This is a genomic window from Meridianimarinicoccus aquatilis (genome assembly GCF_004358675.1).
Lineage (GTDB): Bacteria > Pseudomonadota > Alphaproteobacteria > Rhodobacterales > Rhodobacteraceae > Meridianimarinicoccus > Meridianimarinicoccus aquatilis.
In genome coordinates, this window is sequence record NZ_SMZO01000036.1 from 1 (window position 1) to 25,452 (window position 25,452).

The following is a 25,452-nucleotide window of genomic DNA, read 5'->3' on the forward strand; positions in this document are numbered from 1 at the left end:
GCCCCACAGGCCCATGCGCGTGCCTTCGCGGGCGCGCCGCCCCTGCCCGGCCAGTGCCATCATCGAGCCAATCGCCGCGACAGCGAAAATCCCATTGAACAGGCCCAATGCAACAACAGCGGCTGTCAACGGCACCACCGGCGCGATTTGTCCCAGAAAGGTGATGGTGCAAAGACTGCCTGCTGACCCGATACAGCCGGTGACGATCCACCCGCGCAGGCTTCCGATTTTCAGGCCTGTTGCTGCGATACCGACACACAGCATACCCAGCAGAACGCCGCCGTTTTGCGCCCCGCTCAGAGTTGTGGATTGGCCCGGCGTGAAGCCAAACACCAGTCCAGCATAGGGTTCGAGAATCAATTCCTGCATGAAATAGGCCGTCATGGACAAGAACACGAAGACGGTGAAATTGCGCGCACGGGGTTCACCCCAAACTTCTCGAAGCCCAACCCGGAAGGGTATCGGGTCTGCTTCGGGTTTTGACGGCGCGAGACGGGCCTCAATCCCCCAAACTGCGAGGACCGTCAGGCAAAAAGCCCCTGCCATGACACAAGCGACGATGCTGAGCAGCCGCATCGGCGTGTACGGATCAAGCGCTGCGCCCACCCCGCCAGCCGTCAGCGCGATCCCGAAGATCATCATCAGCCATGTCACTGTGGCCGCGGCAGCGCGCCTGCGCGGTGCTGTGGCGGTGGCCAACAGCGCCAGAAGCGATGTTCCAGAAGCCCCCACGCCCAGCCCTATCAAAGCGTAGGCAAAAACAGACACCGCAAGGCCAGCGAAAAAGTTGCTTTCCAAAAGGACCACACCGCCCGCAGCAAGCAGCCCGCCAAGAACCAGTAGCGCCATGCCGCGAAGGATCCACCGGGTACGATGGCCGCCTGTATCAGACATAAAGCCCCATTTCGGGCGGCTGATCTGAATCCCGTAATGGAGTGCGACCAAAAGGCCTGGTAACAACGCCGGAAGCGCCAGCTCAACAACCATCAAACGATTGAGTGTGGAGGTGCACAGCACCACAACGGCCCCCAGCGCCATCTGCACCAAACCAAGCCGGAAAATCGAAAGCCATCCCAGCGTCATGGCGTGACCCCAATGCTGCGCACAGCAAAGGCTGCAATCATCATGCCTGTTATGTAGAGAAGAACGCCGGTTCCGTTGTACCAAGGGGCCTTGGCGCGCGGATCGCGCAACAGCACCCGCATCGCTGCGACTTGGGCCAGCAGCACCAGCGTGACGCCCGCCGCGTGCAGCGGCTTGTCCCAGTGCAGCAAGGCCCCGATGACCAGAACTTGTGGCAATCCCATCACCCAGCAGGCAAGCCGGGCCGCGCGCTCTGGACCAAGCGTCACCGGAAGAGAATTCACCCCGGTCTGACGATCCCCCTCTAGAGCTTTGAAATCATTCAAAGTCATGATCCCATGTGCGCCAATGGAATACAAAAGCGCCAACACAAGAACAGGCAGAGCCGGAGCGCCAACAGACAGCACGGCAGCCCCTGTAAACCACGGCAACCCCTCGTAGCAGAGCCCAACCAGACCCGGCCCCCACCATCCCGATTTTTTCAAACGCACAGGTTCCGCAGAATAAGCCCAAGCCGCCACAACGCCGAGGCAGGTCGCGCCAAAGCCCCACGGGCCAAGCTGCCAACCAACCCCCAACGACAGAACCGTCATCGCCAGAGCAATCCATAACCCCCAGCGACCGGGAATGCGCCCTGATGGAATTGGGCGATCCGGCTCGTTGATGGCATCGACGTCGCGGTCGCACCAATCATTTGCCGCTTGGCTCATGCCGCAAACCAGCGGCCCCGCAAGAACCACGCCAAGCAGAACCATTCCCCACGCGCTGCCCGGCGCGACACCAGACGACACCACGCCGCACAGATAGGCCCACATGGGGGGGAACCACGTTATCGGACGTATCATCGCAAGTGCTGCGACAGGGTCCGGCCAGCGGCGTTGAAAGAGGGTGTCTGCAATACTCATACTGTCAGACTATTCTGACAGTGCGCTTTGAGGCAAGCAAAACCGTGGATTTGACCGTGCAAAAGTGTAATCTTTTACTTACACGCGCGGACTCCCTAGTCTTCCTCGCCCTTCTTAAGAAAGTCGTATTTGCGCAATTTCACGTAAAGGCTTTGCCGTGACATCCCGAGCATCTCTGCTGCTGCAACGCGGTTATTGTTGGTCAGCTTGATCGCGGTTTCGATACACAGCTTTTCAATCACGTCATTGGTTTCGGCCACGATTTCCTTGAGCGACGCTGATCCAACCAATTCAAGTATATTCTGCTGTGCCGTGTTCTCGCCCTCAGCCGTTGGCAAGCGCAGGGCGTCCATCCGGCCGCTATCCCGGAAAACGAACGCGATATGCGCATCACGCCCTTCGCCCAACAGCGTTGCCGAAATCTCAACCGGGATCTTAGAACCAAAATCGCTGATCAGTTCCGTCGCATAAAGCCGAACCTGCCCGCTGCTCATGACATTATCCAAGATCACGCCCAGATCGACCTGGCCGCGCGCCAGAAATTCCACCAAATTCCGGCCCTTGAGAGCAGGAAGATGCGCCGCGTCCACCATGGACAGGAAGCGGTCATTGGCATTGCGCACGGCACCGCGCGTGTCGGTGAAGAGCACGCCTTCCACCGCCTTGGCGAACAGCGACTCAAGCAAAGCGCCCATGCCCCCGCTTTCCATACGCGGGGTATCTTCGTGTGGAACCAAACGGCAAATCACGACCCGGTCGCTGCCGACCCGAAACACGCTTGACGCAATACGCAGCACCTGGCCGCTTCGCGCGGTGGGCATCAATATAGGGTCTGACCCTTCTGACAAAGCCGAATTGACAAGCTTTGTTTCCATCTCGCTGCGGCGAACATTCTCAAAATGCGACGCGAACACGGTTCCGACCACGTCCTTGCGAGCCTGATCCAACAGGTCCGCAGCGTTGTCATTAAGATCACTCACCCGGCCATCGCCTAGCGACACGAGAACAATTGCATCCGTCACTGTCGCCAAGAGCAAGCGATATCGCGAGTCAAATTCCCGCTGCGCTTCGTACCCGCGTTCCAATGCGATTTGCGCCTGAACCAACTGGCGCTGCGTCTCGGCGATCGGGCGAAGATCACGCCCCATCATCAAGACACCGCCATCGCTCTCGATGGGATGAAACGTGTACTGGATTGGAAAATCCCACACAGCGTTGTCGCTATGGTTCAACTCCACCGCCTTGGAATGGCCGTGGAAAGCCTCAAGCTGCTCAACAGCCGCGTCAAACTTTGGAATACTCTCGCTTGTGAGGAAATCGCGGATCGACCGCCCAACCCAGTGATCGAGATTCCCCAAATCCCTGCTGGAATCGTTGATCATTAACGCCGACACAACGCCAGCAGCATCTATCAGGATCGTTATGTCAGAGGCAGCGGCAACAATACCACCAAGGGATTTCGGTTCGATTGTGGACAAACCACCCCAATCGGCTGCCCCGGGCGTGGTCCCGTTTCTGATACCGGCAGCTTTCATTTCAGCGTCACTTTCCGGTTAAAGACCGGCCGTCGACTTTCGTTTCCTCATCGACAGCGCGGTCTCCAAACAATTTGTAACCGCAACAATATCGGTGCGGTCGGGCGGATCTTCAAGCAGGTCTACAACGATCCCGCCCAAGACAATAGGTGGTACGTCGACCATCCTATCATGAAGAACAGCCGTTAATTCATCTATTTGTTCCAATACACTTGGTCGAGACGACGACACAAGTACCAGATCGTAGGAAGCTTGTTGGATTGTGTCCGCTGCGTCATGGGGCTTTATGTCCAAGACTGCATGCGCACATGCCCCTAACCTACGCAACTGCACGGCCACAAGTTTCCAACCGATGGTATGATGGTCCCCTTCCAGACTCACCACCAGAACATTTGGCGCAGCCCGTTCGTCAAGCGATACAAAGTCATTCGCTCTGACAAGTGCACCGAGCATTTCCTGCAAACGCCCGCTCGCGACAGTCACCTGAGCGAAGCTGATGTCATTCTCAATCCACGCTCGGCCAAGCCGCCGTGCCGCTGTCGGCACATAGAAATCTGCGATGTCGTTGATTGACACGTCCCGCTCGCACATCGCAGCGACCGTTGCTCGGCTATCAAAATGGGATCCTAAGCTCGCATCAATGAGAGTGGTGAGCAGCGTCTCGCAGGGCCGGATCGCAGTTCGGCGCGGGCGTGACCCCGGCCGACCTTTTAGAGAGGCAAGGACATGAGACGCGACAACCGCAGCAGCGATTTTCGGTGATTGGCGAGTTTGCTCTGACATCGGGCGCAATTTGAGCACGCATACCTCCTTATCAGGGGCATGCAGCGCCTCCTCCGACGCGCCAAAACCTGACACCCAAAGTGTTGCGCAAGCTTCAAATAATGTCAAAGCCATTGGACACATTTTGAGAATATTCTCTCTTCTATTTCATTTTCTTCATAACATCAGACTCTTACACACAGCTCCCGCGCGCCCAACCTGCTGCAGGCCACATGCCCGCACCCCATTAGTGTAAGTTATAGTTGACACAATGCCCCTCGACCCCCAAGGTTCTCGCAGCACAATGAACGCGGAGTCGCCCCTATGCCGCCAAAGGCAAAACATGCCAAACGCAAAGAGCCGCTGTACAATTCAGCGCAGCGCGCCCGGCGCGATGAATCGGCATGGACCCTCATTCAGGGCATTCTGGCGCCGCTTCAGTTCTTGGTGTTTCTTGTGTCTCTTGCGCTTGTTCTTCGGTACATGGCGACCGGCGCAGGGTACCAAATCGCAACATCATCTGTGCTGCTGAAGACGTTGTTTTTGTACCTCATTATGATCACAGGAGCGATTTGGGAAAAGGCAGTCTTTGGGCAGTATCTTTTTGCTCCCGCCTTCTTCTGGGAAGACGTTTTCAGCTTCGGCGTGATTGCGCTGCACACCGCTTATGTCATCGCTCTTTTCAGTGGCGCGCTATCGCCGCAACCGCTGATGTGGCTCGCTCTGGCAGCCTATGCAGCCTATGTCATCAACGCTGGTCAGTTCCTTCTTAAATTGCGGGCTGCTCGTCTTGATGCGGCGGTGACGCAATGAACGATCTAGCGCCCCTTCCCGCCACAGGCTGTCGGGACGTTCCCGTTTTGCGTGAACGTGGCCAGCGCGAGGTGTTCTGCGGTCTGACCGGAATCATCTGGCTGCACCGCAAGATGCAGGACGCCTTTTTCCTCGTGGTCGGCAGCCGCACCTGCGCTCATCTGTTGCAAAGCGCTGCGGGCGTCATGATTTTTGCAGAGCCCCGTTTCGGCACCGCCATTCTTGAAGAAACGGATCTGGCCGGGATGGCCGATGCGCAAGACGAGTTGGACCGGGAAGTCGACCGTCTGTTGGCGCGCCGCCCGGATATCAAGCAGTTGTTTCTTGTCGGCTCGTGCCCGTCCGAAGTGATCAAGCTTGATCTCGCCAAGGCCGCTGAACGGATGACGGTTCGCCACGCACCACAGGTTCGCGTGATAAACTATTCCGGCTCTGGCATCGAAACCACTTTTACTCAGGGCGAAGATGCCTGCCTTGCCGCCATGGTCCCGGTGCTGCCACAAACACAGGCCAGAGAACTGCTTCTTGTGGGGGCTTTGCCAGACGTCGTCGAACAGCAAGCCGTTGGCCTTTTAGAGGCGATGGGCATCGGCCCCATTCGTGTCCTTCCCGCGCCCCGCAAACAAGACGAATTGGGAGTTGGCCCAAACACGGTTTTCGCGCTCACTCAGCCCTTTCTCGGCGACACGCACGCTGCACTTGAACGGCGCGGCGCAAAACACATCGCCGCCCCCTTTCCCTTCGGCGAAGAAGGCACAACAGCGTGGCTTCGCGCCATCGCCAGCGAATTTGGCGTGGCATCAGATCTGTTCGATCAAGTCACAGCCGCCCCGCGCGCACGGGCACGAAAAGCGGTTGCTCAAGCTGCTGAATTCCTCACAGGAAAATCGGTTTTCTTTTTTCCTGACAGCCAATTGGAAATCCCGCTGGCTCGCTTTCTCACGCGCGAGTGCGGCATGACAGCGATTGAAGTCGGCACGCCTTATTTGCACCGCGATCTGATGGCACCCGATATGGACATGATGGTTCAAGGGCCGGTCTTTTCAGAAGGCCAGGACGTCGATCTACAATTGCACCGCTGCCATGCAGCCCGGCCCGACCTCACAGTATGTGGGCTTGGCCTTGCGAACCCACTCGAAGCGGCTGGCCTGACAACCAAATGGGCGATCGAGTTGGTATTCACACCGGTCCATTTCTACGAACAAGCAGGTGACCTGGCGGGGCTGTTTTCACGCCCGATCCGCCGCCGCAGTCTTCTCAAACTGGATGCGGCCCAACCTCCCGCCGCTCGGGCAGAGGCACGCCGATGAAACTTGCGGTATGGACATATGAAGGGCCGCCTCATGTGGGCGCAATGCGGGTCGCAACAGCGATGACTGACTTGCATTTCGTATTGCACGCGCCGCAGGGCGACACCTACGCGGATCTGCTGTTTACAATGATCGAACGGCGCGACCACCGCCCACCCGTCACTTACACGACTTTTCAAGCGCGGGATCTCGGTTCTGACACTGCCGACCTCTTCAAGACAGCGTGCCGTGAAGCCTATGATCGGTTCAAACCCCAAGCTCTGATCGTTGGGGCCTCGTGCACCGCTGAGCTTATTCAAGATGACCCCGGCGGCATGGCTGAGACGATGGATCTGCCTGTCCCTGTGATTCCACTCGAACTGCCAAGCTACCAGCGCAAAGAGAATTTTGGCGCGGACGAGACATTCTTCCAGATCACACGCGCGCTGGCCCGCCCTTGTGAAAAGACACCTCGCCCATCCGTGAATCTGATTGGGGCTACCGCCCTTGGATTTCGCCACCGCGACGACATAACGGAATTAACCGGATTGCTTTTGGACATGGGCATTGCCGTTAACGTCACGGCACCGATGGGCGCAAATCCAACTGACATTGCGCGCCTTGGCGCGGCGCACGCCAACGTCCTGATGTACCCGGAAACCGGTGAAAGCGCGTGTCGCTGGATGGAGCGGGAACTGGGACTGCCCTTTACCAAAACCGTGCCAATCGGCGTTGGCGCCACCCGTGATTTCGTCGCCGAGCTGGCGCAGTTTCTGAACATCCCGGCCCAGCTAGATGAAACCCGTCTTCGGTTGCCCTGGTACTCGGCCAGCGTCGACAGCACCTATCTCACCGGAAAGCGGGTTTTCGTGTTCGGCGATGGAACACACGTGAAAGCCGCAGCTCGCATCGCCCGTGACGAGATGGGCTTCGAAGTGGTGGGACTTGGTTGCTACAACCGAGAAACCGCCCGCGACATCCGCGCGACCGCGAAAGAGTTTGGCGTCGATGCGCTCATCACCGACGATTACCTCGAAGTCGAAGAACGCATAGAAGCCCTCGCGCCCGAGATGATCCTTGGCACACAAATGGAACGCCATATCGGCAAACGGCTTGGCATTCCCTGCGCTGTCATCTCTGCGCCTGTACATGTCCAAGATTTCCCGGCGCGCTACTCACCGCAAATGGGCATCGAAGGCGCAAATGTCATTTTCGATACCTGGGTTCATCCGCTCGTCATGGGTCTGGAAGAACACCTTCTCCACATGTTCCGGGACGACTTCGAATTCCACGATGCAGCGGGGGCCAGTCACCACGGCGGCAAGTCGGTGCCTCGTAGCGCACAAAGCGATGCGGCGGATGAGACGGGCTCGATGCCCGGCGCAGACGCGGCCCCCGTCACAGGCACCGGCACCGGCACCGGCACCGGCAGTGATGTGGTGACTTGGCTCGCGTGCGCCGAGCGTGAACTGAAGAAGATCCCCTTCTTCGTGCGCGGCAAAGCGCGTCGGAACACCGAAAAATTCGCTGCCGATCAAGGCTTGCAAGAGATCAGCGTCGACACGCTTTACGAAGCGAAGGCCCATTATGCGCGATGATGCGATGATCTCCGGCCCGCTTCCGGGCTACAGGGTGGTGATCCTCACGCTCGACGCTCATGCGGCAGGGCCCTGCGCGCGGGTACAAAATCGGCTTAGTGCTGATTTTCCGGGCCTGTCGCTCAGCGTGCATGCGGCTGCGGAATGGGGCGAATGCCCCGATGCGCTGATGCGGGCCAAATTGGCGATCGCCGAGGCCGACATCATCGTGTGCAACTTGATTTTTCTCGAAGAGCATATCGAGGCAATCTTGCCCGATCTGACTGCGCGGCGCCAACGCTGTGACGCAATGGTAGGTATCATTGCAGACGCCAAGATCGTCCGCCTGACCCGCATGGGAACCTTGGACATGCAATCCCCGCCCTCGGGGATGTCAAAGATGCTCAAGCGTCTGCGCGGTTCGTCCAAACCGTCGGCCGAGAATGGCGAAAAAAAGATGCGGATGCTGCGCCGTCTGCCCCGCATCCTCAAGTTCATTCCCGGCAAAAGTCAGGACCTGCGCGCTTGGTTTTTGTGCATGCAATACTGGCTCGGCTCGTCTGACGACAATATCGAAGCGATGGTTCGGTTCCTCGTCTCAAGGTATTCGCGCGAAACAGCGTGGCGCGGGGCGGCGGCACCTGCGCCGCTCGACTACCCAGATGTTGGCCTCTACCACCCTGATTTGCCCGGCAGGATCACCACCGACCCCGCCGACCTGCCTGCGCCGCGCAAGCCTGTGGCGACGGTTGGGTTGCTGATGATGCGCTCTTATGTGCTGTCATCGGATACCGCACATTATTCAGCCGTGATCCGCAGCCTGGAGGCACGCAACATTCGGGTGATCCCCGCTTTTGCAGGCGGCCTCGATGCCCGCCCCGCCATTGAAGAATACTTTCGCATCGAAACAGGCGTTAAGATTGACGCTTTGCTTTCGCTCACCGGATTTTCACTCGTTGGCGGCCCCGCCTACAACGACAATGACAGTGCAGTCGCGACACTCAAATCTCTGGATGTCCCCTATATCGCGGCGCACCCGCTCGAATTCCAGACACTTGGCCAATGGGCAGCATCCCCAGGCGGGCTGGGTCCCATTGAGACAACCATGCTGATTGCGCTGCCTGAACTGGACGGCGCCACGACACCCACGGTGTTCGCAGGTCGCCACGGCGCCGACGGCTGCAACGGGTGCGCACATGCCTGCACCCGTGCCGGTCACGACCGGGAAATGGCACCCTGCCCGGAACGGATCGAAGTGCTGACTGCGCGGGTCGCCAAACAAGCCGCCTTGCGCCGCTCACAAGCATCGCAGCGCAAGTTGGCGATTGTCTTGTTCGGCTTTCCGCCCAATGCCGGGGCTGCGGGCACGGCCGCATATCTTGACGTGTTCCGCTCGCTGCACAACACGCTGCACGCGCTCAAGGCAGATGGGTATGACCTGACCCCGCCCGATACCGTAGAAGACCTGCGGCGCGCGGTTCTTGAAGGATCGGCTGCAACGTTCGGCCAGGAAGCCAATGTGGCGGCTCATGTGCCCGCCGACCAAATGGTCCGCGACACGCCTTGGCTGGACGAAATAGAGCAAGCTTGGGGCTCCGCCCCCGGCCGTGTGCAATCTGACGGACGCGGCGTGTTTGTATTAGGAGCACAATTTGGAAATGTGTTCGTGGGCCTGCAACCTGCCTTCGGATACGAAGGCGATCCGATGCGCCTTTTGTTCGAACGTGGCTTTGCCCCGACCCACGCCTTTGCCACCTTTTACTTGTGGCTGCGCAACACGTTTCGCGCCGATGCGGTTTTGCATTTCGGCATGCACGGCGCTCTGGAATTCATGCCCGGCAAACAAGCCGGTCCAAGTGCGGCTTGCTGGCCGGACCGGCTGATCGGGCCGTTGCCAAATATCTACCTCTATGCGGCCAACAATCCTTCCGAAGCGACGTTGGCGAAGCGACGCTCAGGGGCCGTCACGATCACGCACCTGACACCGCCTTTGGCACAGTCGGGCCTGTATCGCGGATTGGCCGACCTCAAGGACAGCTTGAGCCGCTGGCGCGCGTTGGTCCCGGATGCGCCAGAGCGCGCAGACCTTGCCGCATTGATCGTTGAACAAGCCGCCGCAGTGGATATGCGCGAAACAGACCCTGACAAGCTGTGGCTTGCCCTGCTGGAAACAGAAGATGCGTTGATCCCCGAGGGCCTGCACATTGTCGGTGCCCCGATCAGCGATGTCGCGCGAGCTGACCATGTGGCTCGCCTCGGCGATGCAGATGACGCTGTCCGTGCTCGTGTCGATGCAGCGCTGCGCGAAGATCACGAAATCCCCGCCCTGCTTCGCGCGCTTGAAGGTCGGTTCACCGCCCCCGTGCCCGGCGGCGATTTGATCCGCTCACCCGACATTGTCCCGACCGGTCGCAACATCCACGCCTTTGATCCGTTCCGGATGCCGACTGAATTCGCCTGCCGCGATGGCGCTCGCCAGGCACAGCTTTTGCTTGAGGCACACCCAACAGTGCCGCGCACCGTCGCGCTTGTGCTATGGGGGTCCGACAACATCAAATCAGATGGCGGACCAATCGGCCAAGCACTCGCCCTTATTGGGGCACGTCCACGCTTTGATGCGTTCGGGCGCCTCAGCGGTGCAGACTTGATCCCGCTTGAAGAATTGGGACGACCACGCATCGACGTCATCGTGACGCTATCTGGAATTTTCCGCGACCTGCTACCGCTTCAGACAAAGTTGCTCGCCGAAGCCGCGCTCAAGGCTGCGCAGGCCGCAGACGAACCAATTGAGATGAACTACATCCGCGCCCACGCGCTGGATTACGCCGCCAAGATGGGTGTCGATCTGGAAACCGCCGCGCTGCGGGTCTTTTCAAACGCCGAAGGCGCTTATGGATCGAACGTGAACCAGTTGGTGGACAGTTCTGCCTTCGGCGACGAGGACGAGTTGGCCGACGCCTATGAGGCGCGCAAGTCTTTCGCCTATGGCGTAAACGGCAAAGCCAGCCAGAACACCGCTCTGCTACAACGCGCCCTGAAGGACGTGGATCTGGCCTATCAGAACCTTGAAAGCGTCGAGCTTGGCGTCACCACGGTCGATCACTATTTCGACACGCTCGGCGGCATCAGCCGCGCCGTAAAGCGCGCGCGCGGCGGCCAAGAGGCAGCGGTCTATATCAGCGATCAGACGCGGGGAGCGGGAAAGGTTCGCACTCTTGCAGACCAGATCGCACTGGAAACCCGGTCGCGGGCATTGAACCCGAAATTCTTCGAAGCGCTTCTTACCCATGGCGCAGAGGGCGTTCGGCAGATCGAAAGCACTGTCACCAACACGATGGGGTGGTCGGCAACCACAGGCCAAGTTGAGCCGTGGGTGTATCAGCGCATTTCAGAGACCTTCGTTCTCGACGAGGCCATGCGCAAACGGATGGCGGAATTGAATCCCGCTGCATCGTCTCGGATGGCGAACCGCCTGCTCGAAGCACATGAACGTGCATATTGGCAGCCAGACGACGCGACGCTCGCGGCACTGCAAGATGCCGCTGACGCATTGGAAGACAGACTAGAAGGTGTGGCAGCAGAATGACCTTCGACCACCACCCGCACCACGAACAAAGCCAAACCCGGCGCACGGAAACATCCGGCGATGTCCGGGGCACACAAGAAATTGGGAGGCTTTCATGAGCCCACTGGACAGCAAGCAACCGCCCGCTTCATTGGCGAATATGCGCGAAGCCGCCGGGCTTGAGGCGCGGCGCGTTTCTGCCCCGCCGGTTCTGAAAGGCCGCGACGGCGAGGGATCGGTTCAGGTGCATCAGGACGACTCCTTGCGTATCGACGGCGCAAAAGTGTTTTCGGTGTATGGCAAGGGCGGGATCGGGAAATCCACAACCAGCTCAAACCTGTCCGCCGCTTTTGCGAAACTCGGCAAACGGGTTTTGCAAATCGGATGCGACCCCAAGCATGACAGCACCTTCACCTTGACCGGAAGCCTTGTTCCGACGGTCATCGACATCTTGAAAGACGTCGATTTTCACGCCGAAGAACTGCGCCCCGAAGATTTCGTGTTCGAAGGCTGGGGCGGTGTGAAATGTGTGGAAGCAGGCGGCCCGCCGGCTGGCACAGGGTGCGGCGGCTATGTCGTGGGTCAAACCGTGAAACTGCTTAAGCAGCACCACATGCTGGAAGACACCGATGTCGTGATCTTCGACGTTCTGGGCGACGTGGTGTGTGGCGGTTTCGCTGCCCCGCTGCAGCACGCCGACAAGGCCGTGATCGTCACCGCCAACGATTTTGACAGCATTTATGCCATGAACCGCATCATTGCAGCGGTGCAGGCCAAATCCAACAACTACAAGGTTCGGCTGGCCGGGTGCATCGCGAACCGCAGCCGCGACACGGACGAGGTTGATCGCTACTGCGACCGCGTCGGGTTCAAACGGATCGGCCATATGCCGGATGTCGACGCCCTGCGCCGCTCGCGGTTGAAGAAGAAGACCCTGTTCGAAATGCCGGATGAGGAAGACATCGTACAATGCCGCGCAGAATATATCCGTTTGGCCGAAGCGCTTTACAACAGCACCGAAACCCAAGCTCCGGCCCCCCTGCCAGACCGTGAAATCTTTGAACTGCTTGGGTTTGATTGATGACCTATAACCGCACCCTGACACGCGTCGAAGACTACTTTGACCGTACGGCTACGCAGACTTGGGCACGCCTGACGTCGGACGCGCCAGTTTCACGCATCCGGGCCACGGTGCGGGCCGGGCGCGATGAAATGCGGGCAATGTTGCTTGGCTCCTTGCCTGCTGATTTGACAGGGGCACGTGTTCTGGATGCGGGCTGTGGTGCGGGCCAGATGACGGCGGAACTCGCCGCGCGCGGGGCCGATGTGGTTGCGGTGGATATCTCGCCATCACTGATCGACATTGCCAAGACCCGCCTGCCCGATCACTTGCGCCCCCGCGTCAGCTTTGCCAGTGGAGACATGCTTGATCCGGCGCATGGGCATTTCGACCATGTCGTCGCCATGGACAGTCTGATTTACTACACCGACACCACAATTGCCGAAGAGTTGGGTCGCCTTGTGCCGCGCGTGATGCAAAGCATTGCGTTCACGGTTGCACCGCGCACAACACTTTTGATGGCGATGTGGCGGGCCGGAAAACTGTTTCCAAGGTCAGACCGGGCCCCCGTTATGGTCCCGCATTGCCCCGAAAAGCTTGCGTCAATGCTCTCCGCCCTCCCAGCCGAGGTGCGCGATCTTGGACGGGTGCATTCAGGCTTTTACATCAGCCATGCGCTGGAGGTTCGTCCATGACAGCGCCTGCGCCCAAACGCTCTTTCGCGACCCGTATGCTTCCGTTCTCGGATGCGGCCAGCGATGGTTTGCCACTGAGCCAGTTGCTGCGCCTGTCACTGTTTCAGGTGTCGGTTGGCATGGCATCGGTGATGCTTCTGGGCACTCTCAACCGCGTTATGATCGTCGAGTTGACTGTGCCGGCAATGGTCGTCGCGATCATGATCGCCTTGCCAGTCCTGATCGCGCCGTTTCGGGCCCTGCTTGGGTTTCGGTCAGACACCTACCGCTCGGCAATTGGATGGAAGCGCATTCCGTACCTTTGGTTCGGGTCGCTTTGGCAAATGGGCGGCTTGGCCGTTATGCCCTTCGCTTTGATCGTCTTGTCCGGCGATCAGACACTCGGCCCGGATTGGGCAGGGGAAGTTCTTGCCGCACTGGCCTTCTTGATGACCGGCCTTGGATTGCACATGACACAGACCGCCGGACTTGCACTCGCCTCTGACCGCGCGAGTGAAGAAACTCGGCCGCAGGTTGTGGCGCTTCTCTATGTCATGTTCCTTGTCGGCATGGCTGTTTCGGCAGTTGTCATTGGCTGGTTACTGACTGACTTTTCCTCGCTGCGGCTGGTTCGTGTTGTGCAAGGGGCAGCCGCGGCAGGCATTATCCTGAACCTGATCGCCTTATGGCGTCAGGAGCGTGTACGCCCGATGTCCAAAGCCGAACGGGAAGCCCCCCGGCCCAGGTTTCGGGATGCGTGGAACGATTACATGAGCGGCGGTGCTGCTGGACGGCTTCTTGTTGTCGTCTTTCTGGGGACTATGGGCTTCAGCATGCAAGACGTTCTGCTTGAACCCTATGGCGGCGAAGTTCTGGGCTTGTCTGTCTCGTCCACGACGTTGCTCACGACGATGTGGGCGGGCGGCGCGCTGGTCGGATTTGCAATCGCGGCGCGCAGGCTTCGTGTGCGAGCGAACCCCTACCGAATGGCGGCGACCGGTATTCTTGTCGGCATCCTCGCATTCTGCGCCGTGATATTCGCCGACCCCCTTGGCTCTGTGGCCCTGTTCTTTACGGGCGCGGGCCTGATCGGCCTTGGTGCCGGGTATTTCGCGGTCTCCACTCTGACTACAGCCATGACGATGCCCGAGACCGGAGCGGCCGGCCGTGGTTTGGCGCTTGGTGCATGGGGCGCAGCGCAAGCAACAGCCGCAGGCCTTGGCATCGCGATGGGTGGCGGCCTGCGCGACTGGGTGAACGCAATGGCACTGTCGGGCGATCTTGGCACCGCCCTGCAAAGCGCGACCACCGGGTATTCGGTCGTCTATCACTTTGAAATCGCACTTTTGTTCGTAACCCTTGTCGTGCTGGGCCCGCTTGTGCGCCACGCGCCAATTCCGTCCCGACTTCAAAACAATGGCAGCGCCCCGATCGGGCTTGCTGATTTTCCAACCTGAACCAAGAGGCCCACTGGGAGGACCCCGACCATGGACTACTACATCACCGGAAATCTCGACATCGCCAGCATCGCCCTTTGGCTGTTCACGGCCTTCTTTGTCGGCCTTGTGATCTACATTCAGCGTGAGAACATGCGCGAAGGCTTTCCACTTGAAAACGATGACGGCACGCCGAACCCGCATTTGGGCCTGCCGGTCCCGGAACCAAAAACCTTCAAGCTGCCCCACGGCCGCGGCGAAGTCACCGTTCCGGATGGCAAACCCGACCCGCGCGGCGAGTTGGCGCTGAAGCGCAGCCACAACAGCGATGGTTTCCCGTTCGAGCCGACCGGTGATCCGTTAGTGGATGGTGTGGGCCCGGCCGCGTGGTGTGCGCGCCGCGATGCACCCGAGTTGGATGGGCACGGCCACCCAAAGATCATTCCGATGGCCGCATCAGAGCAATTCGCAGTCTCGGCTGGGCGTGATCCGCGCGGCATGAAAGTCCAGGCTGGCGACGGCGAGATCGTTGGCACGATCAGTGACATGTGGGTGGACGAGCCCGAGCAGATGGTCCGCTATCTTGAGATTGAGTTGGACAAGGATCATGGCGGCGGCAAGCGACTTGTCCCGATGACCTTCGCCAAGATCACGTCCGAAGTTGTCCGCATCCACGCGATATTCGGCACGCACTTCGCAGCCGTTCCCAAAACAGCCTCGCCGCGTCAGGTGACGCTCCTCGAAGAAGACAAGATCTCGGCCTATTACGGCGGCGGCAAACTCTATGCTTCCGACGCACGGCTTGAACCACAACTGTGATCGGAGAGACCGATGTCGCATGACGATTTCGCATTCGAGCCTATCAAGGGCCTGCCAGAGGAACCGCCAGAAGGTGAACACGTCCTTTGGCAGGGCCGCCCCGATGCTTGGGCGCTGACCCGCGACTCACTGAACCTCGGCTGGGTGGCCGGATACTTCTGCGTTCTTGCCGTTTGGCGGTTTGTCGCTGTCGTCGACCTAATGCCGTTGGGCCAGGCAGTCGCGGCATCGGTACCCTTCTTGTTTCTTGGCGCGCTCGTATGCCTGATCCTGGCAGTTATCGGCTGGGTCCAGGCCCGCGCCACGGTATACACAATTACCAATCGGCGTGTGGCGATGCGGATCGGCGCGGCCCTCACCGTGACGCTCAACATTCCGTATACCAAGATCGCGAGCATCGACCTTGATGCGCGCCGTAACGGTACCGGCACAATCGCCCTGACCCCAACAGGTGGGATGCCTGTCGGCTATCTCGTGTGTTGGCCGCATGTACGCCCGTGGCACCTGAGCCGCCCGGAACCAGCCCTGCGTTGCATTCCCGAAGCTGGCAAAGTCGCGCGTATGTTGGCCGAAGCCGCAGAGGCGCAGATCGCCGTGCCCGAAGTGACACGTCGCCCTGCCAGTCCGGCAACCTTGGCCGCAGAATAGGAACAGCTTTGATGGCCTTTTCACCTGAAAACCAGCAACGCACCACGATGGACGATGCCAAGGTCCCGACCTTTCTGGTCAAGACGATGTTCGGGATGGTGCTGCTGTGTCTGACTATGGTCACGGCACACACGCTGCTGGATCGTCCTCTTGTCGCGACACCGCCGACCGTTCCAGCTGCACAGGAACGGGTACTTTATCTGGACGGAACGATGGGCGGGGCGGCCACCGTCAGCGCCCAAGACGGCACAGTGATAGCCGATCTCTCCTCGGAAGAGGGCGGCTTTGTTGCCGGGATCTGGCGTGTGCTACAGCGCGAACGCGCGAAATTCGGGGTCGCAAGCGACGGCCCGGTCACGCTGGTGCGCGGCACCAATGGCCGGTTGTCGCTTTACGATCCTTCAACCAATTGGCGCGCCGACCTGATGGGGTTTGGCGCGGGCAATGCCAGAACCTTCGCCAGGCTTCTGGACTGACGCCACGCATCGGGAGGGAACCCCATGGGACTACTGACAAAAGAGGTTGAACGCGCACCCTGCACGGTCGAGATCAGCCACAAATTCGAAAGCCTGCACGCGCATGTCCGTTTTGACAACGGCGCCGTCATTTACCCAGGCGACGAAGTGAAAGTGCACGGACCGGAGATCATGGCCCCGTTTGGCGAAATCGTCAGCGAACAGCGCGAGGCCACGATCTTTCGTGCCAGCAAACTCGAACGCCTCTGGACCCGCCTCACAGGCGACTTCGAGGTGATGGAACTTTGCGAATTTTCCTTCAGCGACGAGGTGACACTATGAACATGCACACAGCAGATGCCGTCACCGCCGAAGAAAGCATCGCAATTCAGGAACAGCAGGCGAAGTTTGACAGCGAAGCGGCCACCGCCGTCGCCATGCAGGACACATTGCTAACACCGCGCTTTTACACCACCGATTTCGACGAACTGGACGCGATCGACGTGTCTTCCGTGCGCGAGGACTGGGATAAGCTGATCGCGCAGATGGTCAGTGACCCGAATAAGGGGCATTTCAAGAAGAACGCAGATTGGGACACCGTCGACTGGGATGGGATGGACCCGGTTTTACGCAAAGAATTCATCGACTTTCTGATTTCGTCCTGCACCGCCGAGTTTTCAGGCTGCGTTCTGTATAAGGAAATGAAGCGACGCGGCTCAAACAAGGACATCACGCAACTTTTCCAGCTGATGGCCCGCGATGAGGCGCGCCATGCCGGATTTATCAACGACGCTCTGCGCGAAGCCGGGGTGGCGGTAAACCTCGGTTTCTTGACGCAGAAGAAGAAGTACACCTACTTCCGGCCTAAATTCATCTACTATGCGACCTATCTGTCAGAAAAGATTGGATATGCCCGCTATATCACGATCTTCCGCCATCTTCAGGAACACCCGGAGCATCGCTTTCACCCGATCTTCAAATGGTTCGAGGAATGGTGCAACGATGAGTTCAGCCATGGCGAAGCCTTTGCGCTGCTGATGAAGACCGACCCCAAGCTGACTTCGGGCGTCAACGTATGGTGGATCAAGTTCTTCCTGACGGCGGTCTATTCCACGATGCATGTGCGCGACCATCAGCGCCCCGCGTTTCATACCGCGCTTGGGGTGGATACAGACTGGTACGGCCACGCGGTATTCACCAAGACGTCGCAACTGACAAAGCAGATCTTTCCGATCACGCTGGACATCGACCACACCCGTTGGGCACGCGGTCTCAAGCGTTTGCAGGATGCCAATCTGGATATCGCCGCAGGCAAGGCGCGCGGTGGGATCTCCGGCTGGATGACGAAGACATGGGGATCGGCGCGAGCGGCGTTTGCCTTTGTATCGCTCTACACGATACCGTCAGTTCCAAACGCCGTTCCAGCGTCACCCCGGCTTGAGCCTGCATACTGATATGCTGGCCAATCCTTGGATCGCGGCACTCGTTGCCCTGTTCGTCTGGTGGTTCTCCACCGGGGCGATCTTGGCGGCCGTGAAGTGGTCTGACCGGCACGGGCGGCGCGCGCGATTTTGGTGCGCGCTTGCTGGGCTGCCGGTGCTTGGTCTTGGCATCTGGGGCTATTCCGTCACGCTGGACCAAACCGGGCTCGGCGGCGTTTATGGCGGGTTCCTCGCAGCATTGGCGATTTGGGGATGGATCGAACTTGCCTTTTTGACGGGGATGATCACCGGACCCAATGTGCATCCCTGCCCCGCAATTGTGCCGGAATGGGAACGGTTCGTGCGCGCCTGGGGGACCATTGCACATCACGAAGTTCTCTTGGTCACGGCGCTGGTATCGCTGATCTGGACAGGCCATGACGCCGAAAACACAACGGGACTTTGGACCTTTGTCGTGCTGTTCTTTGCGCGCATCTCGGCCAAACTGAACTTGTTCCTGGGCGTACCCAAGATCAACACTGAATTCCTGCCAGGAGCATTGTCACATCTGCCCAGCCATTTTCGCAATGCACGCCTGAACTGGCTTTTTCCGTTGTCCATCACCGCGCTCAGCTTTGCTGCTGCATGTTGGCTGGAACGACTTTACAGCGTTCCCGGTCCGGCTGCTTCGGTTGGGTTTGCCCTGCTGGCAGCACTGACATTACTGGCGCTGCTTGAACACTGGCTCATGGTTCTGCCATTGCCCGACGAAAAACTCTGGCGCTGGATGCTTCCCGCCCCGGAACCCAAACAAAAAGACTTGAGGCCGGAGGACGCCCATGGACTATGACACTCTGTTCAACAATCAACTGGACGCCCTGAAAGAAGAAGGGAACTACCGCGTGTTCGCAGAACTGGAGCGGCGCTGCGGCGACTTCCCCCGCGCGGCGTGCCATGACGGGGCCAGTCCCGACGAAGTGACCGTGTGGTGTTCCAACGACTATCTGGGCATGGGCCAGCATCCGGACGTGCGCGACGCGATGAAAACCGCCATCGATCAAACCGGCGCCGGCGCCGGAGGTACGCGCAACATTTCCGGCACCACCCACGAGCATTGCCTGCTTGAGGCGGAGCTGGCCGATCTACATGGCAAGGACGCGGCGCTGCTGTTCACGTCGGGCTATGTTTCCAACTGGGCGGCCCTGTCCACCCTTGGCGCACGCCTTCCAAATGCTGTGATCTTGTCTGATGCACTTAACCACGCGTCGATGATCGAAGGCATTCGCCATTCGCGTGCCGACAAGCAGCTTTGGAAACATAACGACCCGGAAGACCTTGATCGCAAGCTTTCGGCCCTGCCGGAAGGGTCCACGCCCATCGTTGCGTTTGAAAGCGTCTATTCCATGGATGGTGACATTTGCCCAATGCAAGAGATCGTCGAAGTTGCCGAGAAACACGGAGCGATGACATATCTCGACGAAGTTCACGCCGTTGGCCTTTACGGGCCGCGCGGCGGCGGCATTTCGGAACGCGAAGGGCTTTCTGACCGGATCACGCTCATCGAAGGCACGCTTGGCAAGGCGTTTGGCGTGATGGGCGGGTACATCACCGGCTCTGCGCCGCTGTGCGACTTTATCCGTTCCTTTGCATCAGGCTTCATCTTCACAACCGCATTGCCCCCCGCCGTGGCAGCCGGGGCACGCGCATCAATTGCGCATCTGAAAACCAGTCAAATGGAACGCGCTCGTCAAAGGCGGCAAGTGGCACGGCTGCGTGCGCGGCTTGAAGCCGTGGGTATTCCGCATCTCGACAATCCCAGCCATATCATCCCGGTGATGATCAAGGATCCTGTTAAGTGCCGACAGATTGCAGATATTCTCATGCAGGATTTCGGGATCTATGTGCAGCCAATCAACTATCCAACCGTTCCCAAAGGGACCGAGCGTCTTCGCTTCACACCGGGGCCGCTGCATACGGATGCGGATATTGATCATCTTGTCGGTGCCCTGAACACGCTTTGGCAACAATGCGGTATCGCACGCGCCGTCGCCTGATCTGCAGCTCAGAACGACCGCGTCTGCAAGCGGCGCGGTCGTTTAACGTTTGCAACTTGGTATTTTACCACGCTTCTAAAAACGTTGGGGGGGGGGGCGGCTGTTATGGTCAGTCCGCCACGATCGTCAGTAGCTTTGTCAGATTGCATACCGCCATGATCATCGTGACCTTCGCGGCGACAAAGGTGACGGCGCGGCGAAGCGTTTTCGTGCCCCGGCGATATCTTTGCCGATGCGGTCAAGACATTATATCGCTTCACCATCGGCACTGCCGATTTCCAGAGTTTGCTGGCCGAGCGGAGCTTCATCGTCGGTCACGCCGCTATCGCCTCGGTTCAGCAACCTATCGTGACGCTCGGAGCGACGCGTTTGTACTCTGTACTGGTATGCCCTCAAGATGACTGCCTGAACGATGCAAAACGCGTCTGCACAAACGCCAATCAATGACTTGGCGATGGCCTTTGCAAAGCAGCTTTCGGTCGAAGCCTCAATTTGAATGCAATCAGACGCAGCCACCGATTACGGAGGCAATCAACAGAAGCTTGGTCATCAATAGGAAGGGAAATGGTGGGTGATGAGAGACTCGAACTCCCGACATCTTCGGTGTAAACGAAGCGCTCTACCAACTGAGCTAATCACCCACGACGCGCGGTCTACCTAAAGCGTTCACGGGGCGCAAGCCAGTTGTGCACCTCTTTTATCATTCTTCGCCATTTTCATTTGCAGCCCCATGAAACCCACGGGCGGCGCCCTTGCCGATGATTGACTCGGCAGCGGTTCCAGCACCTCATGAAACAACCCTGAGGAGCACCAATGAAACCCCTTGCCTTGTGCCTATGCCTTTTCGCCCTGCCCGTCTCTTCGCACGCTGAAAGCCGTATCGCCGTCATGTCCGCGTTCCAGCCGGAATGGCAGCTATTGAAATCGCAAGTCACCAATATGGAAAGTACCGCAATCAACGGCACTGAGTTCATCACCGGAACGTTGGCCGGAAAACCGGTTGTCATGTTTTTATCAGGGATCTCAATGGTCAATGCCGCGATGACCACCCAACTTGCGCTGGACCGGTTCGATATTGATACTATCGTCTTTTCAGGCATTGCCGGCGGCGTAGACCCGTCGTTGTCAGTCGGAGATGTGGTGGTCGCAGCGCAATGGGGGCAATATCTCGATTCCATCTTTGGGCGTGCGCGTGGTGAGGATTTTGTCATTCCGCCATGGATGGACACCGAGTTTCCGGGCTTTGGCATGATGTACGCGCGCAACCAACAGGTCGCCTCGTCCCGTCAGGCTGAGCCAGAAACGCGTTTCTGGTTTCCTGTGGACGCCGCCCTGTTGAGTGTTGCGCAAGAGTTGCCCGGTACAGTTGAACTGGCCAAGTGCGATCCGGCTGGCACCTGCTTGTCCCGGTCCCCGCAAATGGTGATCGGTGGCAACGGAGTGTCAGGAGCGGCTTTCGTCGATAATGCGGCCTTTCGTGCTTATGCATTTGAGACGTTCGGCGCACGGGTTCTGGACATGGAAAGCGCGGCAGTGGCTCATGTCGCTTATGCCAATCAAGTTCCCTTCATCGCGTTCAGATCTCTGTCAGACCTGGCCGGTGGTGGCGAACAAGCAAACGAATTGCCAACGTTTTTCGGACTAGCGGCACAGAACGCAGCTACGGTCGTCACGGAGTTCTTGGCGCGGCTTGAATGACGCACATGCCCCGCATTCGAAGTATGAAAAATTGTTTGCAGAGGTGACTTTAACCCCTGACATCTTCTATGCGCACAAAGCGCTTTGTTCTATTCGCCGCACAACTTTGCACATCGCAACCCGTGACCACGCACGACACCTTCACCGTTCACACTGAAACCATGCGCCCAATTAATCACCGCGAGAGCGGTCCTGTATCGGACTCCCCCACCATGACTATTTTGGAACCAACGTCGCCAGCACTGACAAGGCTTGCGCATGTATTGATGATGGAACGAGTGCAACACCGGGTCGCAGATACAGTTAGCGTCGTGCACGGAAAGGCGGGACTTCGCCGCGCGTTAGCCAGCGATCTGTTTCTCATCTTTCATTGATTTTCCCCAAAGTTGCTGCTCCGAAAGCTGTTTGATCAAAAAATCCATAAAACACCTTACTTTCGGCGTGAGTACGTTTGATTTGGGATAGATGAGCCAGAGGACCGACTGATCGTTCAATGCCCACTCTGGCAGGACCCGCACCAGTGAGCCAGCGGCGAGGTCATGGGCGACGCTCCATAGAGAGTTTATGGAAATACCCATCCCGCTCAGCGTCGCAAGACGTTGGGACGTCCCATCATCCAGCACAGTTCGCGTAATCATCTCTTTGGGGATCAGCCGTGCATTTTCACCGTCCCGATGCACGATCTCACGAGGGCTCATATCAGACCATGCGAGAAATCGGTGACCGCCCAGATCCTTGGGTGAGTTCGGTACACCGAACTGATCAAGATAAGACGGCGCGGCGCAGAGCACGCGCGTGTCGTCTGCCAGTTTCCGGCCCAAGAGACTGCTGTCTTTCAACGGCGCGTTGCGCAGGGCAAGGTCAAAACTGCCGTCGATAATATCGAACCGTGTGTCCGACAGCCTGAGATCCAATGTGATATCGGGGTAGAGGCTTTGAAAGACGGGCAACAACGGAATGATGTGCAGCTGGGCGAAACTGCTCGGGGCTGCAAATCGCAAGATGCCGCTTGGGTTGTGTGCATCCTTCCCCAACACGGCCAGCCCAGCTTCTGCCTGTGCAATGATATCTCTGGCATAAGGAAGGAACGCAGCACCGTCCTGACTAAGCGACACTTTCCGTGTCGTGCGGTGGAGCAGTTCAACGCTCAACTCATTCTCAAGCTTTGCCAACCGATTGCTGGACATTGCAGGAGCGAGGCCAAGCTCTCGCCCTGCGGCCGTGATATTCAACCGCTCGGCGGCGGCCACGAAAAGACGAAGTGCCTCAATATCCATGCCCATAAATTATATCAATATTCGGAATTCTAAAACCAAAATTACGTCATTTATTTAACAATCTAAGTCTGTAGGTTGCTCTTTGACACAAGCACAGGAAAAAAACATGAGAGCGATCGGTTACAAGAATATCGGCCCAGTGGATGGCAGCGGTGCGTTGCAAATGATGGATGTACCGTCGCCCAAAGTTGGACCACACGATCTGTTGGTTGCCGTCAAGGGTATCTCGGTCAACCCTGTCGACGTCAAACTGCGCGAGGCCCGCGCGCCAGAAGATGTCTCTGGCATATTAGGATTTGACGCCGCAGGTACAGTTGTCGAAGTTGGACCGGAAGTATCGACATATGCTGTCGGTGATGATGTATTTTACGCAGGCGATGTGACCCGAGCAGGCACCAATGCAGAATTGCATGCCGTTGATGAACGCATCGTTGGCCGAAAACCCAACAAACTGGATTTCTCCGAAAGTGCGGGGCTTCCCCTGACATCGATCACAGCGTGGGAAATGCTGTTTGACAGTTTCCGCCTGACCGAAAATGGCGGTGACGGCCAGTGCCTGCTTGTAATTGGCGGTGCTGGTGGGGTTGGCTCGATCCTGATCCAACTGGCAAAGACGCTGACCAAACTGACTGTCATTGCAACGGCATCGCGCCCGGAAACCGAAGATTGGGTTCGCAAGATGGGGGCCGATTTGGTGATCAATCATCGCGATGATCTGGCTGCCCAAGTCAAACAGTTGGGCCAGACACCGACCTATGTCGCGGCCCTGACAGGAACCGACCAACATTGGCCCGCAATCGTTGAACTCATCGCGCCGCGTGGGCACATTGCCCTGATTGATGACCCCAAGTCACTCAACATCGCACCTGCCAAACCCAAAGCTCTAACGATCTCGTGGGAGTTCATGTTCACCCGATCGATGTTCCAAACGGGCGATATCGCTGTGCAGCGCGATGTGCTCAACCGTGTATCGCAAATGATCGACGCAGGAACGCTTCAATCCACAATCACAAAATGTGCCGATGTGCTGACCGTGGAAACGCTGAGCCAAGCACACAAGCTGCAAGAAAGCGGGCGTGTAATCGGTAAGCAGGTCCTTCCCGGCCTGTCCAGTTGAGCTTGCAAGAAGGGGAAATGCCTGGGCCCTACTCTTCAGCGATCGGCATGACCCGGACAAGCGACAACTGGTTCCCGGATTACTTTCGATCAATAGATCAACGCGTTGCAATACGTGGCGGACGATCCACCGCGCACACCGCAACCTACGAACAGGTGGAACATCACCCGATCTTGCAGGGCGTATCCCAAGTTCGGTCAACCATCACTACTTGATTGCAGGCCAAGACGATCTTGCCTGAACCAAATGCGCTGCCTTTGAAAGGCAGTGCGCCCCACCGGAGGTTGCCCAATGCGCGACGAGACCACATCACACTTTGCGCAGATCAATCGCGGTTTTAATACGACCTTCCAAAATGGTCGGCTTAGCCTCGGTCTTGTCGTGCCAATCGCCCAATATGAGCACACTCCAGTACCAGATATGTCGGATCATCTGGATCGTGTAAAACTGGCAGAAGCGCTTGGATTCAAAGCCGTCTGGTTGCGCGACGTGCCGTTCAACGTGCCAAGCTTTGGCGACGCAGGACAGGTTTTTGATCCGTTCACATATTTGGGATTTCTCGCTGCTCAAACCTCAGAAATTGCCCTGGGCGTATCCAGCATTATCTTGCCCTTGCGCCATCCGGCACATGTGGCAAAGGCAGGCGCGACCGTGGATGCCTTGTCTGGCGGACGACTGATCCTTGGTGTCGCCTGTGGCGACCGGCCAGAGGAATACCCGGCCATGAATGCCGACTTTAACGGCCGGGCACAGGCCTTTCGCGACAGTTTTGATTATATTCGCGCAATGGGCGAAGCCGCCCCGCAGATCACGAATGCATTTGGTACGGTTGCCAGCCCGATTGACATGCTGCCAAAGCCAGACGGATCCAAGCTGCCACTTCTTGTAACAGGGTCAAGTCGCCAGTCCAATGACTGGATTGCCGAAAACGGTGATGGCTGGATGACCTATCCGCGCCCTGCGGACGTTCAAAACCGTGTTCTGCAGCACTGGCGTCAAAACCTTACACGGCTTGATCAGCCCGCCAAGCCCGTGCTGCAACCGCTCTATTTTGATCTTGCCGATGACCCAGATCAGCCGCCTAGCCCGATCCATCTGGGCTTTCGATCAGGTCATCGCCCTCTCGTGCAGTATCTGAAGCAACTCGAGAACATTGGAATAAACCATGTGGCTTTGAACCTGCGGTTCAGTACCGGCCCTATTGAAACCACACTCACACAACTTGCAGAGCACGTGCTGCCCGCATTCACCAAAGGATCATAGC

At 58.3% G+C, this 25,452-nt stretch carries 22 protein-coding genes and 1 tRNA gene; 17 read left to right on the forward strand and 6 right to left on the reverse strand.

Annotated features, from left to right (window positions below; genetic code table 11):
- The 4 genes from E2L05_RS14160 to E2L05_RS14175 all read right to left on the reverse strand — a co-directional run.
- The coding region (locus tag E2L05_RS14160; protein WP_133343561.1) for a BCD family MFS transporter at nt 1-1,083 on the reverse strand (1,083 nt) is incomplete at its 3' end.
- Entirely contained in the window at nt 1,080-1,988 is a 909-nt protein-coding gene (gene chlG / locus E2L05_RS14165) for a chlorophyll synthase ChlG (RefSeq protein WP_133343562.1), read from the reverse strand. The genes chlG and E2L05_RS14160, both read right to left, overlap by 4 nt.
- Nucleotides 1,989-2,083: 95 nt before the next feature.
- On the reverse strand, nt 2,084-3,523 hold the full coding sequence (ppsR, locus tag E2L05_RS14170; RefSeq protein WP_133343563.1) for a transcriptional regulator PpsR: 1,440 nt from the start codon (nt 3,521-3,523) through the stop codon (nt 2,084-2,086).
- A gap of 18 nt (nt 3,524-3,541) precedes the next feature.
- Nucleotides 3,542-4,324 (reverse strand): cobalamin B12-binding domain-containing protein, encoded by a 783-nt coding sequence (locus E2L05_RS14175; protein ID WP_164686227.1) that lies wholly within the window; start codon nt 4,322-4,324, stop codon nt 3,542-3,544.
- 285 nt (nt 4,325-4,609) lie between these two features.
- Between E2L05_RS14175 and bchF the strand changes: the two genes are divergently transcribed.
- The 14 genes from bchF to hemA all read left to right on the forward strand — a co-directional run bounded on the left by bchF (nt 4,610) and on the right by hemA (nt 20,096).
- A complete protein-coding gene (gene bchF / locus E2L05_RS14180) occupies nt 4,610-5,098 on the forward strand; it encodes a 2-vinyl bacteriochlorophyllide hydratase (protein ID WP_133343565.1) in 489 nt (162 codons plus the stop codon).
- Nucleotides 5,095-6,408 carry a ferredoxin:protochlorophyllide reductase (ATP-dependent) subunit N gene (locus E2L05_RS14185; RefSeq protein ID WP_133343566.1) on the forward strand — a complete coding sequence of 438 codons (1,314 nt, stop codon included), beginning with the start codon at nt 5,095-5,097 and terminating at the stop codon, nt 6,406-6,408. The genes bchF and E2L05_RS14185 overlap by 4 nt, the downstream gene beginning before the upstream one ends.
- Entirely contained in the window at nt 6,405-7,985 is a 1,581-nt protein-coding gene (gene bchB, locus E2L05_RS14190) for a ferredoxin:protochlorophyllide reductase (ATP-dependent) subunit B (RefSeq protein ID WP_133343567.1), read from the forward strand. The genes E2L05_RS14185 and bchB overlap by 4 nt, the downstream gene beginning before the upstream one ends.
- Nucleotides 7,975-11,550 (forward strand): magnesium chelatase subunit H, encoded by a 3,576-nt coding sequence (locus tag E2L05_RS14195; RefSeq protein ID WP_133343568.1) that lies wholly within the window; start codon nt 7,975-7,977, stop codon nt 11,548-11,550. The genes bchB and E2L05_RS14195 overlap by 11 nt, the downstream gene beginning before the upstream one ends.
- A gap of 139 nt (nt 11,551-11,689) precedes the next feature.
- Nucleotides 11,690-12,610 (forward strand): ferredoxin:protochlorophyllide reductase (ATP-dependent) iron-sulfur ATP-binding protein, encoded by a 921-nt coding sequence (gene bchL, locus E2L05_RS14200; protein ID WP_133343587.1) that lies wholly within the window; start codon nt 11,690-11,692, stop codon nt 12,608-12,610.
- On the forward strand, nt 12,610-13,284 hold the full coding sequence (bchM, locus tag E2L05_RS14205) for a magnesium protoporphyrin IX methyltransferase (RefSeq protein WP_133343569.1): 675 nt from the start codon (nt 12,610-12,612) through the stop codon (nt 13,282-13,284). Before bchL ends, bchM begins: the two co-directional genes overlap by 1 nt.
- On the forward strand, nt 13,281-14,720 hold the full coding sequence (locus E2L05_RS14210) for a PucC family protein (RefSeq protein WP_133343570.1): 1,440 nt from the start codon (nt 13,281-13,283) through the stop codon (nt 14,718-14,720). Before bchM ends, E2L05_RS14210 begins: the two co-directional genes overlap by 4 nt.
- A 30-nt stretch (nt 14,721-14,750) precedes the next feature.
- Nucleotides 14,751-15,518, forward strand: a complete 768-nt coding sequence (gene puhA, locus E2L05_RS14215; RefSeq protein WP_133343571.1) for a photosynthetic reaction center subunit H — start codon at nt 14,751-14,753, stop codon at nt 15,516-15,518.
- A 12-nt stretch (nt 15,519-15,530) separates the two neighbouring features.
- Nucleotides 15,531-16,166, forward strand: a complete 636-nt coding sequence (puhB, locus tag E2L05_RS14220; RefSeq protein WP_133343572.1) for a photosynthetic complex putative assembly protein PuhB — start codon at nt 15,531-15,533, stop codon at nt 16,164-16,166.
- An 11-nt stretch (nt 16,167-16,177) separates the two neighbouring features.
- Nucleotides 16,178-16,642, forward strand: a complete 465-nt coding sequence (puhC, locus tag E2L05_RS14225; protein WP_133343573.1) for a photosynthetic complex assembly protein PuhC — start codon at nt 16,178-16,180, stop codon at nt 16,640-16,642.
- Between the two features lie 24 nt (nt 16,643-16,666).
- Nucleotides 16,667-16,963: a hypothetical protein gene (locus E2L05_RS14230; RefSeq protein WP_133343574.1), complete on the forward strand. Its 297-nt coding sequence runs from the start codon at nt 16,667-16,669 to the stop codon at nt 16,961-16,963.
- Nucleotides 16,960-18,075: a magnesium-protoporphyrin IX monomethyl ester (oxidative) cyclase gene (gene acsF, locus E2L05_RS14235; RefSeq protein WP_133343575.1), complete on the forward strand. Its 1,116-nt coding sequence runs from the start codon at nt 16,960-16,962 to the stop codon at nt 18,073-18,075. The genes E2L05_RS14230 and acsF overlap by 4 nt, the downstream gene beginning before the upstream one ends.
- 1 nt (nt 18,076) lies before the next feature.
- The gene (puhE, locus tag E2L05_RS14240; RefSeq protein WP_133343588.1) at nt 18,077-18,892 is read left to right on the forward strand and encodes a putative photosynthetic complex assembly protein PuhE; all 816 of its coding nucleotides are present in this window, start codon (nt 18,077-18,079) and stop codon (nt 18,890-18,892) included.
- Nucleotides 18,882-20,096: a 5-aminolevulinate synthase gene (gene hemA, locus E2L05_RS14245; protein ID WP_133343576.1), complete on the forward strand. Its 1,215-nt coding sequence runs from the start codon at nt 18,882-18,884 to the stop codon at nt 20,094-20,096. Before puhE ends, hemA begins: the two co-directional genes overlap by 11 nt.
- Before the next feature lie 565 nt (nt 20,097-20,661).
- On the opposite strand, the gene E2L05_RS14250 is transcribed toward hemA, so the two are convergent.
- Nucleotides 20,662-20,737, reverse strand: a tRNA-Val gene (locus E2L05_RS14250).
- A 172-nt stretch (nt 20,738-20,909) separates the two neighbouring features.
- On the opposite strand from E2L05_RS14250, the gene E2L05_RS14255 reads away from it, so the two are divergent.
- The gene (locus E2L05_RS14255) at nt 20,910-21,794 is read left to right on the forward strand and encodes a 5'-methylthioadenosine/S-adenosylhomocysteine nucleosidase (RefSeq protein ID WP_133343577.1); all 885 of its coding nucleotides are present in this window, start codon (nt 20,910-20,912) and stop codon (nt 21,792-21,794) included.
- Between the two features lie 341 nt (nt 21,795-22,135).
- Here the strand turns inward: E2L05_RS14255 and E2L05_RS14260 are convergent, their stop codons facing one another.
- Complete coding sequence (locus E2L05_RS14260) at nt 22,136-23,071, reverse strand: LysR family transcriptional regulator (protein WP_133343589.1); 936 nt, start codon at nt 23,069-23,071, stop codon at nt 22,136-22,138.
- A gap of 106 nt (nt 23,072-23,177) precedes the next feature.
- On the opposite strand from E2L05_RS14260, the gene E2L05_RS14265 reads away from it, so the two are divergent.
- Nucleotides 23,178-24,188: a zinc-binding alcohol dehydrogenase family protein gene (locus tag E2L05_RS14265; RefSeq protein ID WP_133343578.1), complete on the forward strand. Its 1,011-nt coding sequence runs from the start codon at nt 23,178-23,180 to the stop codon at nt 24,186-24,188.
- 291 nt (nt 24,189-24,479) lie between these two features.
- Nucleotides 24,480-25,451 carry an LLM class oxidoreductase gene (locus E2L05_RS14270; RefSeq protein WP_133343579.1) on the forward strand — a complete coding sequence of 324 codons (972 nt, stop codon included), beginning with the start codon at nt 24,480-24,482 and terminating at the stop codon, nt 25,449-25,451.
- The last annotated feature ends 1 nt before the right edge of the window (nt 25,452 follow it).

Bases quoted from the DNA above. Each gene is read 5' to 3' on its own strand.
- chlG (WP_133343562.1), bottom strand. From the start codon at position 1,988: ATGAGTATTGCAGACACCCTCTTTCAACGCCGCTGGCCGGACCCTGTC.
- ppsR (WP_133343563.1), bottom strand. From the start codon at position 3,523: ATGAAAGCTGCCGGTATCAGAAACGGGACCACGCCCGGGGCAGCCGAT.
- bchF (WP_133343565.1), top strand. From the start codon at position 4,610: ATGCCGCCAAAGGCAAAACATGCCAAACGCAAAGAGCCGCTGTACAAT.
- E2L05_RS14185 (WP_133343566.1), top strand. From the start codon at position 5,095: ATGAACGATCTAGCGCCCCTTCCCGCCACAGGCTGTCGGGACGTTCCC.
- bchB (WP_133343567.1), top strand. From the start codon at position 6,405: ATGAAACTTGCGGTATGGACATATGAAGGGCCGCCTCATGTGGGCGCA.
- E2L05_RS14195 (WP_133343568.1), top strand. From the start codon at position 7,975: ATGCGCGATGATGCGATGATCTCCGGCCCGCTTCCGGGCTACAGGGTG.
- bchL (WP_133343587.1), top strand. From the start codon at position 11,690: ATGCGCGAAGCCGCCGGGCTTGAGGCGCGGCGCGTTTCTGCCCCGCCG.
- bchM (WP_133343569.1), top strand. From the start codon at position 12,610: ATGACCTATAACCGCACCCTGACACGCGTCGAAGACTACTTTGACCGT.
- E2L05_RS14210 (WP_133343570.1), top strand. From the start codon at position 13,281: ATGACAGCGCCTGCGCCCAAACGCTCTTTCGCGACCCGTATGCTTCCG.
- puhA (WP_133343571.1), top strand. From the start codon at position 14,751: ATGGACTACTACATCACCGGAAATCTCGACATCGCCAGCATCGCCCTT.
- puhB (WP_133343572.1), top strand. From the start codon at position 15,531: ATGTCGCATGACGATTTCGCATTCGAGCCTATCAAGGGCCTGCCAGAG.
- puhC (WP_133343573.1), top strand. From the start codon at position 16,178: ATGGCCTTTTCACCTGAAAACCAGCAACGCACCACGATGGACGATGCC.
- E2L05_RS14230 (WP_133343574.1), top strand. From the start codon at position 16,667: ATGGGACTACTGACAAAAGAGGTTGAACGCGCACCCTGCACGGTCGAG.
- acsF (WP_133343575.1), top strand. From the start codon at position 16,960: ATGAACATGCACACAGCAGATGCCGTCACCGCCGAAGAAAGCATCGCA.
- puhE (WP_133343588.1), top strand. From the start codon at position 18,077: ATGCTGGCCAATCCTTGGATCGCGGCACTCGTTGCCCTGTTCGTCTGG.
- hemA (WP_133343576.1), top strand. From the start codon at position 18,882: ATGGACTATGACACTCTGTTCAACAATCAACTGGACGCCCTGAAAGAA.
- E2L05_RS14255 (WP_133343577.1), top strand. From the start codon at position 20,910: ATGAAACCCCTTGCCTTGTGCCTATGCCTTTTCGCCCTGCCCGTCTCT.
- E2L05_RS14260 (WP_133343589.1), bottom strand. From the start codon at position 23,071: ATGGATATTGAGGCACTTCGTCTTTTCGTGGCCGCCGCCGAGCGGTTG.
- E2L05_RS14265 (WP_133343578.1), top strand. From the start codon at position 23,178: ATGAGAGCGATCGGTTACAAGAATATCGGCCCAGTGGATGGCAGCGGT.
- E2L05_RS14270 (WP_133343579.1), top strand. From the start codon at position 24,480: ATGCGCGACGAGACCACATCACACTTTGCGCAGATCAATCGCGGTTTT.